Below are 15,069 nucleotides of genomic sequence, written 5' to 3'. Positions count from 1 at the left end.
TCTATTCCAGCAAAAGGTGGCGGGCGAGCCCTTCGATGTAGGTTTCATCCTGGCCGTTGGGGTGCGCTTCGAAGGCCAGGTGCAGGTATTCGTGGGTCAGGTCGAGGCGGTCCTGCAGGGAGAGCACGCCGCGCACGTAGAGGCGCTGGCGTTCGCGGTCGACGAAGGGGCGGCCGAAGGCCAGGCGGCAGACGGCGAAGGTGCTGACTTCGTTGTAGCCGGCTTCGCCTTCCAGGCGCGGGCGCCAGCTGCGGCGCTGCTTTTGCAGCCAGTCTTGCGCGGCGGGCAGCGCTTCGCAGGAAGCCACAGGATTGTCCCAGCGGCTGAGGCTGGCGCGTGGGTAGGCGTGGAGCAGGATGGCGTCGTAACGCTGGCCGGCGCTGGCTTGTTCCACGGCTTGTTGCCAGGACAATTTGTCGAGGCCTGGCTGGTTGGAGTGGTAGGTCACCGTGCTGCCGGCGAGCACCAGGTCGCTGGTCCAGGCGGCGATGGCGCGGGTATCCGCAGTGGCCGGGCGTGGGGCGACTCGCTGGCGCTGGCTGCTGTCGTCGATGCTCAGGCAATCACCGTGACGGGTGGCGTTTTGCAGCAGGTAGGTGCGGATGGCCACGGTGAGGGCCTTGGCGGCTTCCGCGGGTTCCGCGCTGGCCTCACGCTGCAGAACTCGGGCGACATATTCTTCGCGATCCAGTCGGGCGACCAGTTTGTCCTTGAATAAAAACAGTTCGCCGTCACTGTGGATATCCAGTTGGTTGCCGTTGACGAACTCGACGCGGTAATCGCCCTGCAATTGGCCGGAGGACACCACGCGGTCACCTGACATGACCCGCTGAAGTGGATAACGCGAGAACAGATCGACCTCGACACACTGCCCCGCCTCCGCCGGCCAGGACGCCGGCACCACCACAGACAACGCCTGGGCGTAGTCGCGCAGGACCCGCTGGCTGGTTCCGCGCCCTCCCGCCCAGATCGGCGTGCCATCCGCTGTCCAACCGGCGAATCCACCTTGGCGCGATGCCGCATCCCGATCCCCCAGCCAGCTCCAGGTCTTTACCCGCAAGCGGCTACCGAGCTCGCCCACGACGTTGCCATCCGCCGCGTTCAACAGCACATCCAGCAACACGCGACGCGCCTGGTCCTGCGCCGGCATCAGCGCCAGCGCGCGCAACAATTCAACCACCGACACCCGGGTGGCGGGCTGCAATGACGGCAAGTCCAGCAGCCACTGCGGTGCCTGTCGTGCCTGCCAGTATTCACGCCAGGCGCCAGGGTCAAGCGCCAGGCGCGCCGGCTCGAAATACAACCCACAGGACTTCACCAACGCCTGATCCCGCTCGACTTTGCCACCCGCAGCGCAGCAATAGACTTCCTCTTTCGACTGCCCGCGACACTCATACGCCGGCTCCCGCGCGCCGGTATCCACCAGCCAGGCGTACACAAACAGCTTCCAGACACTGCCCAGGGGCGCCTGCAGACTGTCGGCCAAGGGCTCGCGCGACAGCAGTTGCGTGTGGCTCAACGTCAGCAGTTGATCCTTGTAGGCCAGCCGTAACGGTTCCTCCTGCGCTGTGACCAGCGCGGGAATCAGACTCAGCAGCAACCAGACCCAAGGCCGATGCATGTCAGTGAACCGTCACCTGACCGAGCGCCGGTTTCTGCTCCTGGGCCTGATGCTGCGGCGCGTAGACCTGCGTGAAGCGCGCCGGCGGCAGGTTGAACTGGCCTTTCTGCGAGAAACGCACCAGGTGACGCAGGCGCAGCTCCCCGCTCAAGGCATCCACCGGAACGGCGTAGGCCATTTGTCCCGGCTCGAAACGGGCCTTCTCCAGCGCAGACGGTTCGGTCCCGGCCTTGCCCATGAGCTTGATGCCCCAAGTCGTGCGCTCGACATCCGCGCCCGGTGGCAGCGGTACTTCCAGCAGGCCATAGCGCAAGGGTCTGGCGGCTTTGCTGGTCAGGATCACTTCGTCGAGATACAGATTGTCGCTGGACAACGGCGCATGGCCGACCGGCTGCAGCTTGAAGGTGAAGGCTTCATCGCCCGGCACCAGTTGCGACAGGCGACGGGTGATGGTCACGGGCAGCGGATCGACCGCTGGCTGCTGGCTCTGGAAGCTCAATGCGGCGCTCAGTGGCCGCTCCTGCGCACCGCTCAACGACAATACGCCGGGTACCTGTGCGCCTTGCCAGGTCCAATAGACTTCACCCGTGGCGCCCTGCTCCTGCTTCCAGCCGTCGCCCGGTTTCAGGGCCACGGCCGGCGCGGCCTGTTCGATGCTGCGTTGCAACCACGTCAGTGCCAGCGCGCGTTCCAGGGTGGATTGCTGTGGCAGCAGACGTTGCAACAACGCTTGCGCGTGGGCCTGATCGAAAGGCTGCAGTGACGCATTCAACGCCTCGGCAAACGGCTCGGAGCTGTTGGCCAGGCGCTGCTGCGCGTCGGCCAGTTGCCGCTTGAACGCGTCCGGCAAAGCGACCTTCGATTGCGCGGCTAACGAGGCAGTCAAGACGCGGGCAGCGGCCAGGCCCAATGCCGAATCCGGATCCCCCATGACCAGGCTATCGCCCGCCACGTCCATGACGTTCTCGGCACGCCCCTCACCTGCCTGCATCAGATCTTCCATCAAACCGCTGAGCAAGGTGTTGACCGGCAACTGCATTTGCCTGGCGAACGACAGGATCAATGCCCGTTGCAGCAGCGGAGTGCTCTTCGCCTGTTTCGCGTACACCTCCAGCACCCGCTGCCAGTGTTCCGGCGGCAGACTCAGTTCCAGCACCCGGCTGGCGTGCCAGTCGGCGTAATAGGCGTAGGCGGTGAGAAACGCGTCCGGCTCGCCGTCCATGCCCCACCAGGTGAAGCTCGCCGAAGGACCAGCCATCTGCACCAGGCGCAGGCGGCTGTTCTGCATGATCAGACGCAAGCGATCGCGCACCTGCGGGTTAGACGACAAGGCGGGATAGGCGATGCTCAGCGGCAGCAAACCGCTGGCGGTTTGCTCGACGCTGCCATACGGGTAGCCCAGCAGGTCATCGAGGGCCGCACGGAACAGCGCTTGCGGGCTGTCATCCAGGCGCAGGCGAATATCCGTGGCATCCGCCGGGAGGGTCAGCGGCGTCTCTGCGCCGGCCACGTCCAGGCGCTGGCTTTGCGTGACTTGCCAGCCTTCGCCGGTTGCGCTCAGGCGCACGGCCAGGGCATCGGCGGTTTTGCCGTCCTGCACCAGTTCAGCGCTCCACTCGCCATTGACCAACTCGAACGCTGGCAACGGCAGGTAGTTGATGCCGCTGTTGAGCGTGACAGGAACCCGTTGATCGCTGCCCGCGTAATGAATCACCAGCTCAGCTTTGACAGGGTTTTGCGCCTGGCTGAAAGCAAACACACCGAGATCCGGTTTGTCGCCCGCGCGGAATTTGCTCGGCCCGCTCCACTTCAGGTACAGCGGTTTCTCCGAGCGTACGAACTGCTTCTTCTGCCCGACCTGGCCGTCATCGGCGATGGCCCGGGCGGTGATGCGCCAGCGGGTCAGCGAGTCCGGCATCTTGAAGGTGAACCGCGTCTTGCCGTTGGCGTCGGTCACAAGCTCCGGTTGCCACGCGGCGGTGTCGACGTCTTCGCGACGCGGCCGCTCCAGCACTTTCACCCCGCGCTCGCTGCGGTTGGCCTTGCCCGGCGCGCCGGGGCTGCCGGGCAATGCGACGTCGTAGCTGATGAACGACAGACTGGCGCTGGTGCGCACGTTGTTGCGGCGCGGATGGTAGAAGAACTGGTCGATGCTGGGGGCGATTTCCGGTTGCAAGGCATAGACCATTTCGTCGACCACACTGACCGTCAGATGCGCCGGGATCGGCTTGCCGGCGAACTGCGTGGTCAGGTCCACCGAAACGGTGTCGCCGGGTCGGTAGGTCTCTTTGTCCGTGGCGATGGCCACGTCGATCTGCGGCGTGATCACCTTGATCCCGGCGTTCTGGAAGCTGTACTGGCCGCCCTTGGTGTACAGCACCGAGAAGGTCAGGTTCGGCGCGAAGCTGTCCTTTACCACGATGCGCGCGCGGTATTGAGTGTCGCTGAGTTTTTCCAGCTTCAGCCAGTCGCTGCCCTTGGACAGCAACGCCGTGGCCTCGACCTTGTCGCGCTCCAGCGACAGCAGCGCATCGTTGATAGGCTCGGGGAAGGTGATCAACGCCAGCGCTTCGTCGCCGGCTTTGTACTCGGGTTTGTCGAGGACGATTTCCACGGTGCCCGGTACGGCTTTGACGCCCTCGCCGGTGACCGAATGACCGGTGGCGCCGAGGGTGCGGCCGTGGTCGTCCCTGAGTGTCAGGTTGTAGGTGCCGGGACGCTCGAAGGCCAGGGTGAAACCTTTGTCGGTTGCCGCGAGTTTACCTTCGCCAGTGCTCTGGTCTTCCAGGCGAACCCAGCCATAGCTGCCCGGGGTGACCGCTGCACTTTGTTCGCTTTCGTTGACGTACCTGAACGCAACCTTGTCGCCCACCGCACTGAAGCGCCGGGGTGCACTCAAGCGAAAATTCGCCGCGCCGCGATCGATGAGGATTTCCTTGGTGGTCTTGACCCGATACGCCGCGCCATCGCTGGCGAACACCGTGAGCATGTAGCGACTCGGTTTTTCCGCAGGCGGCAAATCGAGGACAGCGTTGCCCTTGGCGTCGGTGGTCAGTTCGGTGCTGGTCAGTTCCACCGGGAATTGCCCGAGGTATTGCAGCTCGTTGTCGACCATCGACAGTTGCTGGGCGCGCAGGCTAAGGCTCAGTTTGGCGTTGGCCACCGGCTTGCCATCCGGATACAGCAGCACCAGGTTGCCCTTGACCGGTTCACCGGTGCGGTAGTCCTGCTTGGCCAGGTTCAGGGAGATTTCGAAGTGCGGCTTGATGTACTCGGCCACGCGGAAGGCGCTGCTGTAGGCCTGCTCCTTGTAGTTGGAACGCAGCTCATATCCACCGGCCACGGCGTTGTCCGGCAACTGGAAACGACCTTGAGTGCCGGCCTTGGAATCGAGTTTCAGGTCCAGGCGTTGCAGCGCCGTACCAGTCGCATCGAGCACCGTCACATTGACGTCGGCAGCGGTTGGCTGCACCGAATCCCGGGCATTCTTGAACTCGCGCCCGACGATTTTCAGCGATACCCAATCCCCTGGCCGGTACAGCGGGCGATCGGTGAAGGCAAAGAGTTTGGTGTCGTAGATTTCGCTGTCGTAGTAGAAGTTTTCCGAAACGAAAACCCCACCCTCTTCATCCTCACCGATCACGAACGAACGTTCGGGGCTGACGTGTTTCAGGCGCAGCAAACCATCGGCGTCAGTCGCCCCGCTACTCATCACACCCAGGCCATCGGTCCACAGCACATTGACCTTGGGCACCGAGCTACCCTCGTGTTTGCGCGCGGCCCACACCAGCAGTTCGTCCCCGGCAATCTTGCTCACCGCCACGGTGTTGGAGACGAAGACCATGGTGGTCGCACGGTACTTGCCGATCAACGCTTCCACCAGATACAGCCCCGGTTTCAAGTTGCCCAACGGGATGTAGACGTTGCCCGGCGCGACACTGACGAATTCACTGGAAGACCCGGCGAGGTTGACGCCTTCAGGCGGCTGGATCGGTTTGGCTTGCCACAGCGGATAACGAAACTGGCTGACCACCGGCAGTCCCGGAATCAGCGCGAATTGCGGCTGCGCGTCGTAGGGCGTTGGCGCGGCCATGGCGCTACCCATTTTCAGTTCCGGCACCTGCTCGGTGACTTGTTTACGCGACTCGTAGGAAAACGCCCGCTGCATCACCCGGCGGGATTTGCGGTACCAGTTGTCCCACAGGTAGGCGAGCGTATTCGACAAGCCTTCGCCCTTGAACTGGCCGTCACTGACCACCCGGTGCAGGTTCTTCTGGCGTTTGAGGAAGTCGAGCGGCTTGTCGATGCGATACACCCGAATGTCGGCGCCGCCGTAGGGTTCCATGCGCAAGCGACGGTAGTCGCGACCCGGCGCTTCGAGGCGAACCATTGCCTGTTCGTCGCTGGCAAAACTGCTGTCGGCCAACAGGAAAAAACTCTCACCGGCCACCGGCGTGTAGCCACTGGGCTCGACGGTGTCTGCGGCGTTGGCCACCGATACAGGCAGCACCAATACCAACAACAGGGACAGAAAACGCAGCATGCGGGCACCGGTCATTGGGAGAGAAAATTCAGTCGATAGACGCCGATGAAGTTGGGGTTGGCTGCATCGGGTATCCATCGGGTGTCCTTCCATGTCATGAGTTGTTGCAGGCTTGCCGAGCGCATGCCGTTGTCGGCGGGGGTGGTGGTGCCGGTGTGATAGGCGATGTAGCGGCCCATCCAGATCATCAGGTGCTGGTCGTCGCCCTGATCGAAAAACATCAGGTCGCCGGGGCGTGCCTGTGCGACATCGCGGCCAACCAGTTGGCTGTTGAACTGAATCAGCTTGATCGCGTTGACGTAGGGCCCGACCTTGCCACCACCCTGCTGCCACTGCTGGGCGAGGCCGCGCTGGGCATCGCTCAGTTGCAACTCCGGCGGCAGGTAGCGGTTGGACAGGCCATTGCTGCGCAGCCATTTGTCATCATGGACTTTCAGCGCTTCGTTGGCGGCAAAACGCACCAGCCCTGCGCAGTCCTGCTGATACCAGCGCGGGCTCGGGCCCTGGCTCAGTTGCTCCTGGGCGATGCGCACGAACCAGGCGCGGAATACCTGGGATTGCTGCGGGTCGAGCGCCGGTGCGTCGACGGCCCGGGCGCCCGCGCTCAACAACAACGCCAGCACTCCGAGGCTGCGGATCAGTGCGTTCACAGCGCTTTCCACTCCAGCGGCAGCCATTGCCAGTGGCCATCGGGCTCGCTGCCCTCGGGCAGGGTCAGGGCGTACTTGCCGTAACCGCCGAGCTTGCGCAATTTCGGGATCAGGTAGGTTTGCGCTGCGTTGTAGAACACCGGTTCCATGTCTTGCGGCAGGCTGTCGAGGGTTTCGCGCTGCATCAGTTGGGCCATGGAGTCCGGGCCGAAATACACCGGCATCAGCAGGTCCTTGGGCACCACGTCGGCCATCGGCGGGAAGCGTTTGTCGAGGGTGCCGAGGGCTTTATCCACCAGCTTGTCGTCGAGGGAAAACAGTAGCGTCGAACCGTGACGCGCCAGGCTGACTTTCATGAAGGCCTTGCCGGTGATCTGATCGGGATCGGATGCATCCTTTGCCGCATAGGGACCGAAACTGGAGCTGACCTGGCGCTGCCATTGATGACTCAGGCCTTCCTGCTTCTCGACCACCGGGAACGCATGTTCATCGACCTTGCCTTCATAAGCGCCGACCATCGAGCCGAACAGTTTGCCCAGTTCACCATCGAGGCTGGCACTGTCTTCATCCTTGAGGCTGGCTACCAGCAGCGGTGTATACAGCCGCGAATCGGCGTACCAGCACAGGCCCGCCGCACCGCCCATGTGCTCGGTCAGCGCCTGGGCCGAGGCCTCGTCGGCACCGAGTTTGAGCAGCAGCGGCTGCTGTTGTTCGGCCGCCAGCGGCAGGGCCACACAAGCGCTGGCGCCCATGGGCATGGCTTGCCAGATCGGTTTGAAATCGAAGTCCGGCTGGTTGTCCAGTTCATCCATGGCGAGGAAGCTGTGCCAGCCCTTGTCGTCCATGTCGAAGCGCAACCCGGCGAAGTTCGGGATGAAACGCTGATACCCCATGGCCAGCACACTGGCATTCACCGACAGCCGCTGTTTCACCTCTGGCGCGCGGGGTTGCAGGCCGAAGGCCTCGGGAAACAGTTTGTCGCCGTTGAGCAGCGCGGCGATGGCTTGGGTCGAGACGCCGCCCGCTTCCTGCGTCGCCCCACTTTGCGGATCGTAGAGCCTGGTCGGATTCGACAGCACCACCAGCTTGTCGCCGTGGGAAGCAAACAGCAGCGCCTTGCTGGCGTTGTACGTGAGTTGATAGAGCGCCACGTCGTCGTTGCCGACTTTCACGTCCGCGAGTTTGCTCAACTGCGAATCATCCAGCGCCACTTTCGCCAGCGGCTCCAAGACCTTGGCCAGCCCGCCACGATCCATCACCAGCAGAAAATCCTTGAGCCGGCCGTCCGCCCCGCGCCACAACGCAACGTCCGCCGGTTGATCGAACAGCTGCTCGATTAGCGTGTCCTGCAACTTCAGGTCATGTTCGTAAATGATCCGCCGCAGGCTGCCAATCAGCCCGAGGCGATCGGCATGGGTCTGGTAATAGAAAACGAAATCTTCGGTCAGGGTTTCCTTGAGGAACGGCACCATCAGCAGGTCCTTGGGCAACTGGCTCAGGGAGTGGGTTTCGAGCAAACCATCAGGCCGGCTCATGCCGAGCTTTTCAGCCGCCAGTTGCGGTGCCGGGGCTTTGTTTTTATGCATCAGCCAGCCCATGCCAGCGGCCACGCCCGCGACCAGACACAGCCCGGCCACAATGACCGGCCAACGGCGGGACGGTTTGGCGCTCGGTGTTTCAGCCGCCGGTAAAATAGTGCTATCGCTCATTTCACAAAACCCAGTTCATCCGTGGAGCGGGATGCTTAATAGTTGAAAGTCTTGACCAGCAGCAGATCCCCGATCGCGCGCAGGGGCACGATGAAGGTTTCGCGTTTTTCGTCGACGGTGTTTTCGTTGAGCACCAGGTTGATCTGCGAGGTGATGACCTCGTTCTGGTTGCTGGTCTCATCGAAGTTATAGCCGCCGCTACCGAAGTTGCCCCAATAGTTGACGTAAACCAGATAGGTGCCATGCAGCGGCGCGGTCATGGTGAACATTTCCGGGCCAGGGCCGTCGACGCCGTCCGGGTCCAGGCCACCGCCATTGCTCATGGCCGGGCGCGCCCAGAACGCATGCTGGCCGTCCGGGGTGACGATGTGCAGGTCGAGCTCGGCTTTCGGATCGTCCCAGCCCAGCACCACGCGAATTCGCGCCGGAGTGCGCAGGTTGTTGGCTTCATAGAACTGCACGCGCTTGAGCGACTGGCCTTCGGCACTGCGCACTTCGACGCTGTTGGAACCGGCCCCGAATGCATAGGGCCGGGCAAAACGCCCCTGATCGTCGGTGTACAGGTTCAAAGGATTGCCGTTGACCGCCAAGGTATGGAGCCCGCGCTGTGCGCCGATGGCCTTGAGCTGGCCCTGGATCATCGTGCGATTGCGCTGCACACCGCGATCGATGGGGGGCGTGGGATAGGCGACTTGCGGGTTTTCCGTACGGTCGAGCAAACCGTTGAAGCGCCAGCCGCCCACCGGCTCCGACAACTCGGCACTCGGCGCGGCCAGGGCGGGCGCACAGAACCAGCCGATCAGCAGCAAAAGAAATGAGCGCATGTAACGCCTCCTGCCATGCATGACGAAACCTTGCGCCTGATCCTCGGCGCGTTACAGATGCGGATACTGCGTTTCGTCTGAAAGACCCAGGCTCGCGGGTCGTAGATGGCGCGAAGGTTAGACGCTCAGTCCGCGCCTAACAATCGGAGAACGCTGAAAATGAGGTGCGAATCACGCCGACGGCTGGACGGTGAGCCGAATAAAGATCATATTCGGCTCACTATATGAGCCGAATAGCCTTTCTAATCGGCTCACGTCCTCAGGTTGCAGATCAATTATCCTGAAACCCTGGAGCTGCCGAAGGCTGCGATCTTTTGATCTTGCTTCTAAAAAACAAAATCAAAAGATCGCAGCCTGCGGCAGCTCCTACAGGGGGCTTGCAGCGCCGGTGTATTTGCCCATAAACCCCCTATCTGCTAGTGTCGCGCCGGTTTAACGTCAACCGGAAATCGCCGCCATGGCCCGCAAAAAAGCTGCACTGGATTTCGAACAATCCCTCGCTGACCTGCAAACGCTGGTAGAGCGCCTGGAGAATGGCGAATTATCGCTGGAAGACTCGCTGACCGCTTTCGAGCAAGGCATCGGCCTGACCCGCGATTGCCAGGCGGCGCTGGCCCAGGCCGAGCAAAAGGTTCAGGTGCTGCTCGAGCGTGACGGCGAGTTGGCCGAGGAACCCTTCGACGCGGATCAACCAGAATGATTGAAGCGTATTCGGCGACCAGCCAGGCCCGCGTCAACGCCGCCATGGAAACCCTGTTCACCGCGCCGAGCCCTGAGCTGGCGCGGCTGTACGAAGCCATGCGCTACAGCGTGATGAATGGCGGCAAGCGCGTGCGCCCGCTGCTGGCCTACGCCGCCTGCGAAGCGCTGGGCGGCAAGGCCGAGCAGGCCAACGGCGCGGCCTGCGCAGTGGAACTGATCCACGCCTATTCGCTGGTGCACGACGATTTGCCGGCCATGGACGACGACGACCTGCGTCGCGGCCAGCCGACTACGCACAAAAAATTCGATGAAGCCTGCGCAATCCTCGCCGGCGATGGCTTGCAGAGCCTGGCGTTCAGCGCCCTGCTCGACCCGCGCCTGAGCAATGCCGACGCCGAGATCCGCCTGCAAATGGTCAGTGCGTTGGCCTTGGCGGCAGGTCCGGCGGGCATGGTCGGCGGCCAGGCCATCGACCTTGGCTCGGTCGGCCTGAAGCTCGATCAGCAGGCGCTCGAATACATGCACCGGCACAAGACCGGCGCGCTTATCGAAGTCAGCGTCAAGCTAGGCGCCTTGGCCAGCGGTCGCGCCGAGAGGGACGAACTCAAGTCCCTGCAGACTTATGCACAGGCCATCGGCCTGGCCTTCCAGGTCCAGGACGACATTCTCGACGTCGAAAGCGATACCGAAACTCTTGGCAAACGCCAGGGCGCCGACATTGCCCGCGACAAGCCAACCTACCCGGCCCTGCTCGGCCTCGACGCCGCCAAGGCCTATGCCCTGGAACTGCGCGATCAGGCGCTGCACGCGCTGCGACCGTTTGACGCGGCTGCCGAGCCCCTGCGCGACCTGGCCCGTTACATCGTCTCGCGCCGCAGCTGACGGCGTATCCGCCAAAAAAGACCAACGCGTGGGCAGGGGCCGATGCATCAGGTAAACTGCCGCATCTTTTATACCTATAACGATTCGCCTGATGCCCACGACGTTCCATGAGATTCCCCGCAAGCGCCCGACCACGCCCCTGCTCGACCGCGCGAACACGCCGGACGGCCTGCGCCGGTTAGGCGAAGCCGAGCTGGAAACCCTGGCCGATGAGTTGCGCCTGGAATTGCTCTACACGGTCGGCCAGACCGGTGGGCATTTCGGTGCAGGCCTGGGCGTCATCGAGCTGACCATCGCGCTGCATTACGTTTTCGACACCCCGGACGACCGGCTGGTGTGGGACGTAGGTCATCAGGCTTATCCACACAAGATCCTCACCGGTCGTCGCGAGCGCATGGGCACCCTGCGCCAGAAGGACGGTATTGCCGCCTTCCCGCGCCGCTCCGAGAGCGAGTACGACACCTTTGGCGTCGGCCATTCCAGTACGTCGATCAGCGCGGCCCTGGGCATGGCGATTGCCGCCCGCCTGCAGAACAGCGAGCGCAAGGCGATTGCCGTGATCGGCGACGGCGCACTGACGGCCGGCATGGCGTTCGAAGCGCTGAACCACGCGCCGGAAGTGGACGCCAACATGCTGGTGATCCTCAACGACAATGACATGTCGATCTCGCGCAACGTCGGCGGCTTGTCGAACTACCTGGCGAAGATCCTTTCCAGTCGCACCTATGCGAGCATGCGCGAGGGCAGCAAGAAAGTGCTGTCGCGCCTGCCGGGTGCCTGGGAAATCGCCCGCCGCACCGAAGAATACGCAAAAGGCATGCTGGTTCCCGGCACCCTGTTCGAAGAGCTGGGCTGGAACTACATCGGCCCGATCGACGGCCACGACCTGCCCACCCTGATCGCCACGCTGCGCAACATGCGTGATCTCAAGGGCCCGCAGTTCCTGCACATCGTCACCAAGAAAGGCAAAGGCTTCGCCCCGGCTGAAGTCGACCCGATCGGTTACCACGCCATCACCAAGCTCGAGCCTGTCGATGCGCCGGCCAACCCGCCGAAAAAAGCCAGCGGGCCGAAATACTCCGGCGTGTTCGGCGAGTGGCTGTGCGACATGGCGGCTGCCGACCCGCGCCTGGTCGGGATCACCCCGGCGATGAAGGAAGGCTCGGACCTGGTGGCCTTCAGCGAGCGTTTCCCGCTGCGCTACTTCGACGTGGCGATTGCCGAGCAACACGCCGTGACCCTGGCGGCCGGCATGGCCTGCGAAGGCGCCAAGCCTGTGGTGGCGATCTATTCGACCTTCCTGCAACGCGGTTACGACCAGTTGGTGCACGACGTCGCGGTGCAGAACCTCGACGTGCTGTTCGCCATCGATCGTGCCGGCCTGGTCGGCGAAGACGGCCCGACCCATGCGGGCAGCTTCGACCTGTCGTTCCTGCGGTGCATCCCCGGCATGCTGGTGATGACCCCGAGCGACGAAAACGAACTGCGCAAGATGCTCACCACCGGCCACCTGTACGAAGGCCCGGCGGCCGTGCGTTATCCACGCGGCAACGGCCCGAATGCGACCATCGAGAAAGACCTCGAGCCGATCGAAATCGGCAAGGGTGTGGTTCGCCGTCGGGGCAGCAAGGTCGCCCTGCTGGTGTTCGGCGTACAGCTGGCCGAGGCGCTGAAAGTCGCCGAGACGCTGGACGCGACCGTGGTCGACATGCGTTTCGTCAAACCGCTGGATGAAGCACTGGTTCGCGAGATTGCCGGCAGCCATGAACTGCTGGTGACCGTCGAGGAAAACGCCATCATGGGCGGCGCCGGTGGTGCGGTCAGTGAGTTCCTCGCCCGCGAGAACATCCTCAAGTCGATGCTGCACCTGGGCTTGCCGGATGTTTACGTCGAGCATGCCAAGCCGGCGCAAATGCTGGCGGAGTGCGGGCTGGATGAGGCCGGGATCGAAGCATCGATCCGCGAACGCCTGCAACTGCTGAATATTTAAACGCAAGACCCTGTGGGAGCGGGCTTGCTCGCGAAAGCGGTGAATCTGTCGATAGAAATGTTGACTGACACACGGCCTTCGCGAGCAAGCCCGCTCCCACATTTTGTTTGTGTACACCCAAGCACCAACGGATCACCGATGAAACTCTCCCCCCTCGCCCTGACGCTGACGCTTCTGCCGTCCGGACACCTGCTGGCCGACTCCTTCGAACGCGACCAGGCCCTGAAACTGCCCGACGTGCTGATCAGCGCCAACCGCCAGGTCCAGGCGCGCAACGACAGCAGCGCCGCCAACACGGTATTCACCCGCGAAGACATCGACCGACTGCAACCGAACAGCGTCACTGATCTGCTGCGCCGTGTACCGGGAGTGCAAGTGGCACAAACCGGCGGACGCGGCAGCTTGCCGGGGATCTACATTCGCGGCACGCAGTCGGCCCAGAGCCTGGTGCTGGTGGATGGCCAACGGATCGGCAACTCGTCCTCCGGCGACAGCAATCTGCAACACATCAACATCGAACAGGTCGAGCGCGTGGAAGTGCTGCGCGGCTCCCGTTCGGTGATCTACGGCAGCGATGCGATTGGCGGGGTGATCCAGATCTTCACCCGGCGTGGCAGCGAGCCCGGCCTGCAGCCACGCCTGCATGTCGGTTTTGGCAGCAACCAGACCTGGGAGCGCAGCCTCGGTTTGTCCGGTGGAGATGAGCAGACCCGCTTCAACCTCGGCGCCAGCCTCGATGAAACCGCCGGGATCGATCGCACCCATGAGTCGTATCCCAGCGACGGCGATCACGACGCATACCGCAACAAATCCCTGAGCCTGAGCCTGAGTCACGCCCTCAGCGACGACGTCGAGATCGGCGCCAACCTGCTGGATAACCGTGGCAAGAGCGAATATGACAATCCGTTCGGCCGCTTCGACCTGGACACTTTCGAGTCAGTCCAGCAGCAGCCCTACAACGAATTCGATGTGAGCAGCGTCAGCAGCTACGTCGACGCACGGGTCAACGACCTGTGGAAAACCCGCGTCGAATTCGGCCATAGCGAAAACCGCGAGAAGACGTTCGACAAGCTCAGCGATGAACGCAGCGTGTTCAACACCTACCGCGATTCGGTGAACTGGCAGAACGACCTGACACTCAACGAGCACAACAGCCTGATCCTCGGCGGCGACTGGTACCAGGACCGGGTCAACAGCAGCACGCCGTTCGACGAGGACAGCCGCTGGAACCGCGCGGCCTTTATCCAGCATCGCTACCAGGCCGACAGCTTCTCCACCGAGCTGGGCCTGCGCCGCGACCAGAACCAGCAGTTCGGCGGCCATAACAGCTGGAGCGGTACCTTCACCCTGCCGCTGAACCCGGACAACGACGTGCTGCTGACCTACAGCGAAGGTTTCCGCGCTCCGACCTTCAACGACCTGTACTACCCAGACTTCAGCAACCCGGACCTGAAACCCGAGACCTCGAAAAGTTACGAGCTGCAATGGCGCAGCCAACTGACCGAGAACAGTCGCCTGGAGGCCTCGCTGTACCGCACGGACCTCGAAGACGCGATCATCTTCGGCAGCAACTCACGACCGGAAAACGTCGCCTCGGCGCGGATCAACGGCTTTGAAGCGGCGTTGAAACAGCAGTTGTTCGGCTGGCAGAGCAACCTTGGCGTGGCGATCATCGACCCGCGGGACCGCGACACCGGGCATACCCTGGCCCGTCGTGCCCGGCGTACGTTGAGCTGGGATCTGGACCGCCAGTTCGACCGCCTGGGCCTGGGCGCCAGCTGGCAAGCTGTGAGCAGCAGCTATGACGACCTGAACAATCAACAGCCATTGGGGGGTTATGGATTGTTGGGATTGCGCAGCAGTTGGGCGCTCAATCGTGAAGTCAGCCTGGAGCTGAAGGTCGATAACCTGCTGGACAAGGGATACAGCCGGGCGATGTACAGCCATGAAGGCAGCCAGTACGGGTATCGCGAGGAGGGTCGGGCGTGGATGTTTGGGGTGACTTGGACGCCTGGGCTCTGATTTGAAGTTTTTGTTGGCCAGTCTGGCCTCTTCGCGAGCAAGCCCGCTCCCACACTTGACCTCTGTCGTACACAAAATCGGTGTCCACTGAAATCCAGTGTGGGAGCGGGCTTGCTCGCGAAGGCC

General features: G+C 62.9%; 9 protein-coding genes. 4 read left to right on the top strand and 5 right to left on the bottom strand.

The window, feature by feature from the left end:
• Position 1: 1 nt before the first annotated feature.
• From SOP85_RS05775 to SOP85_RS05755, 5 genes are read right to left on the bottom strand one after another with little or no spacing between them, the layout of a single operon-like run.
• Positions 2-1,621, bottom strand: coding sequence for a DUF2300 domain-containing protein (locus SOP85_RS05775; protein WP_323626374.1), 1,620 nt, complete (start codon positions 1,619-1,621; stop codon positions 2-4).
• Between the two features lies 1 nt (position 1,622).
• Positions 1,623-6,179 (bottom strand): alpha-2-macroglobulin family protein, encoded by a 4,557-nt coding sequence (locus SOP85_RS05770; protein WP_323626373.1) that lies wholly within the window; start codon positions 6,177-6,179, stop codon positions 1,623-1,625.
• Complete coding sequence (locus SOP85_RS05765; protein WP_323626372.1) at positions 6,176-6,841, bottom strand: DUF1175 domain-containing protein; 666 nt, start codon at positions 6,839-6,841, stop codon at positions 6,176-6,178. Before SOP85_RS05765 ends, SOP85_RS05770 begins: the two co-directional genes overlap by 4 nt.
• Positions 6,811-8,523, bottom strand: coding sequence for a DUF2138 domain-containing protein (locus SOP85_RS05760; RefSeq protein ID WP_323626371.1), 1,713 nt, complete (start codon positions 8,521-8,523; stop codon positions 6,811-6,813). The genes SOP85_RS05765 and SOP85_RS05760 overlap by 31 nt, the downstream gene beginning before the upstream one ends.
• A 35-nt stretch (positions 8,524-8,558) precedes the next feature.
• Positions 8,559-9,347, bottom strand: a complete 789-nt coding sequence (locus SOP85_RS05755; RefSeq protein WP_323626370.1) for a YfaP family protein — start codon at positions 9,345-9,347, stop codon at positions 8,559-8,561.
• A gap of 457 nt (positions 9,348-9,804) precedes the next feature.
• On the opposite strand from SOP85_RS05755, the gene SOP85_RS05750 reads away from it, so the two are divergent.
• The 4 genes from SOP85_RS05750 (at position 9,805) to SOP85_RS05735 (ending at position 14,943) form a co-directional block, all read left to right on the top strand.
• Positions 9,805-10,047 carry an exodeoxyribonuclease VII small subunit gene (locus SOP85_RS05750; RefSeq protein ID WP_007894317.1) on the top strand — a complete coding sequence of 81 codons (243 nt, stop codon included), beginning with the start codon at positions 9,805-9,807 and terminating at the stop codon, positions 10,045-10,047.
• Positions 10,044-10,931: a (2E,6E)-farnesyl diphosphate synthase gene (gene ispA, locus SOP85_RS05745; protein WP_323626368.1), complete on the top strand. Its 888-nt coding sequence runs from the start codon at positions 10,044-10,046 to the stop codon at positions 10,929-10,931. Before SOP85_RS05750 ends, ispA begins: the two co-directional genes overlap by 4 nt.
• A gap of 91 nt (positions 10,932-11,022) precedes the next feature.
• Positions 11,023-12,921, top strand: a complete 1,899-nt coding sequence (dxs, locus tag SOP85_RS05740) for a 1-deoxy-D-xylulose-5-phosphate synthase (RefSeq protein WP_274074419.1) — start codon at positions 11,023-11,025, stop codon at positions 12,919-12,921.
• Positions 12,922-13,059: 138 nt separating this feature from the next.
• Positions 13,060-14,943 (top strand): TonB-dependent receptor domain-containing protein, encoded by a 1,884-nt coding sequence (locus SOP85_RS05735; RefSeq protein ID WP_274074418.1) that lies wholly within the window; start codon positions 13,060-13,062, stop codon positions 14,941-14,943.
• Positions 14,944-15,069: the final 126 nt, after the last annotated feature.

Origin of the sequence: Pseudomonas sp. YuFO20 (assembly GCF_035064975.1) — a bacterium.
Taxonomy (GTDB): domain Bacteria; phylum Pseudomonadota; class Gammaproteobacteria; order Pseudomonadales; family Pseudomonadaceae; genus Aquipseudomonas; species Aquipseudomonas putida_AE.
This window is presented reverse-complemented; position numbering and strand designations above follow the sequence as displayed.

Excerpts from the sequence above, each read along its gene's own strand:
- SOP85_RS05775 (WP_323626374.1), bottom strand. The coding sequence starts at position 1,621 with ATGCATCGGCCTTGGGTCTGGTTGCTGCTGAGTCTGATTCCCGCGCTG.
- SOP85_RS05770 (WP_323626373.1), bottom strand. The coding sequence starts at position 6,179 with ATGACCGGTGCCCGCATGCTGCGTTTTCTGTCCCTGTTGTTGGTATTG.
- SOP85_RS05765 (WP_323626372.1), bottom strand. The coding sequence starts at position 6,841 with ATGGCTGCCGCTGGAGTGGAAAGCGCTGTGAACGCACTGATCCGCAGC.
- SOP85_RS05760 (WP_323626371.1), bottom strand. The coding sequence starts at position 8,523 with ATGAGCGATAGCACTATTTTACCGGCGGCTGAAACACCGAGCGCCAAA.
- SOP85_RS05755 (WP_323626370.1), bottom strand. The coding sequence starts at position 9,347 with ATGCGCTCATTTCTTTTGCTGCTGATCGGCTGGTTCTGTGCGCCCGCC.
- SOP85_RS05750 (WP_007894317.1), top strand. The coding sequence starts at position 9,805 with ATGGCCCGCAAAAAAGCTGCACTGGATTTCGAACAATCCCTCGCTGAC.
- ispA (WP_323626368.1), top strand. The coding sequence starts at position 10,044 with ATGATTGAAGCGTATTCGGCGACCAGCCAGGCCCGCGTCAACGCCGCC.
- dxs (WP_274074419.1), top strand. The coding sequence starts at position 11,023 with ATGCCCACGACGTTCCATGAGATTCCCCGCAAGCGCCCGACCACGCCC.
- SOP85_RS05735 (WP_274074418.1), top strand. The coding sequence starts at position 13,060 with ATGAAACTCTCCCCCCTCGCCCTGACGCTGACGCTTCTGCCGTCCGGA.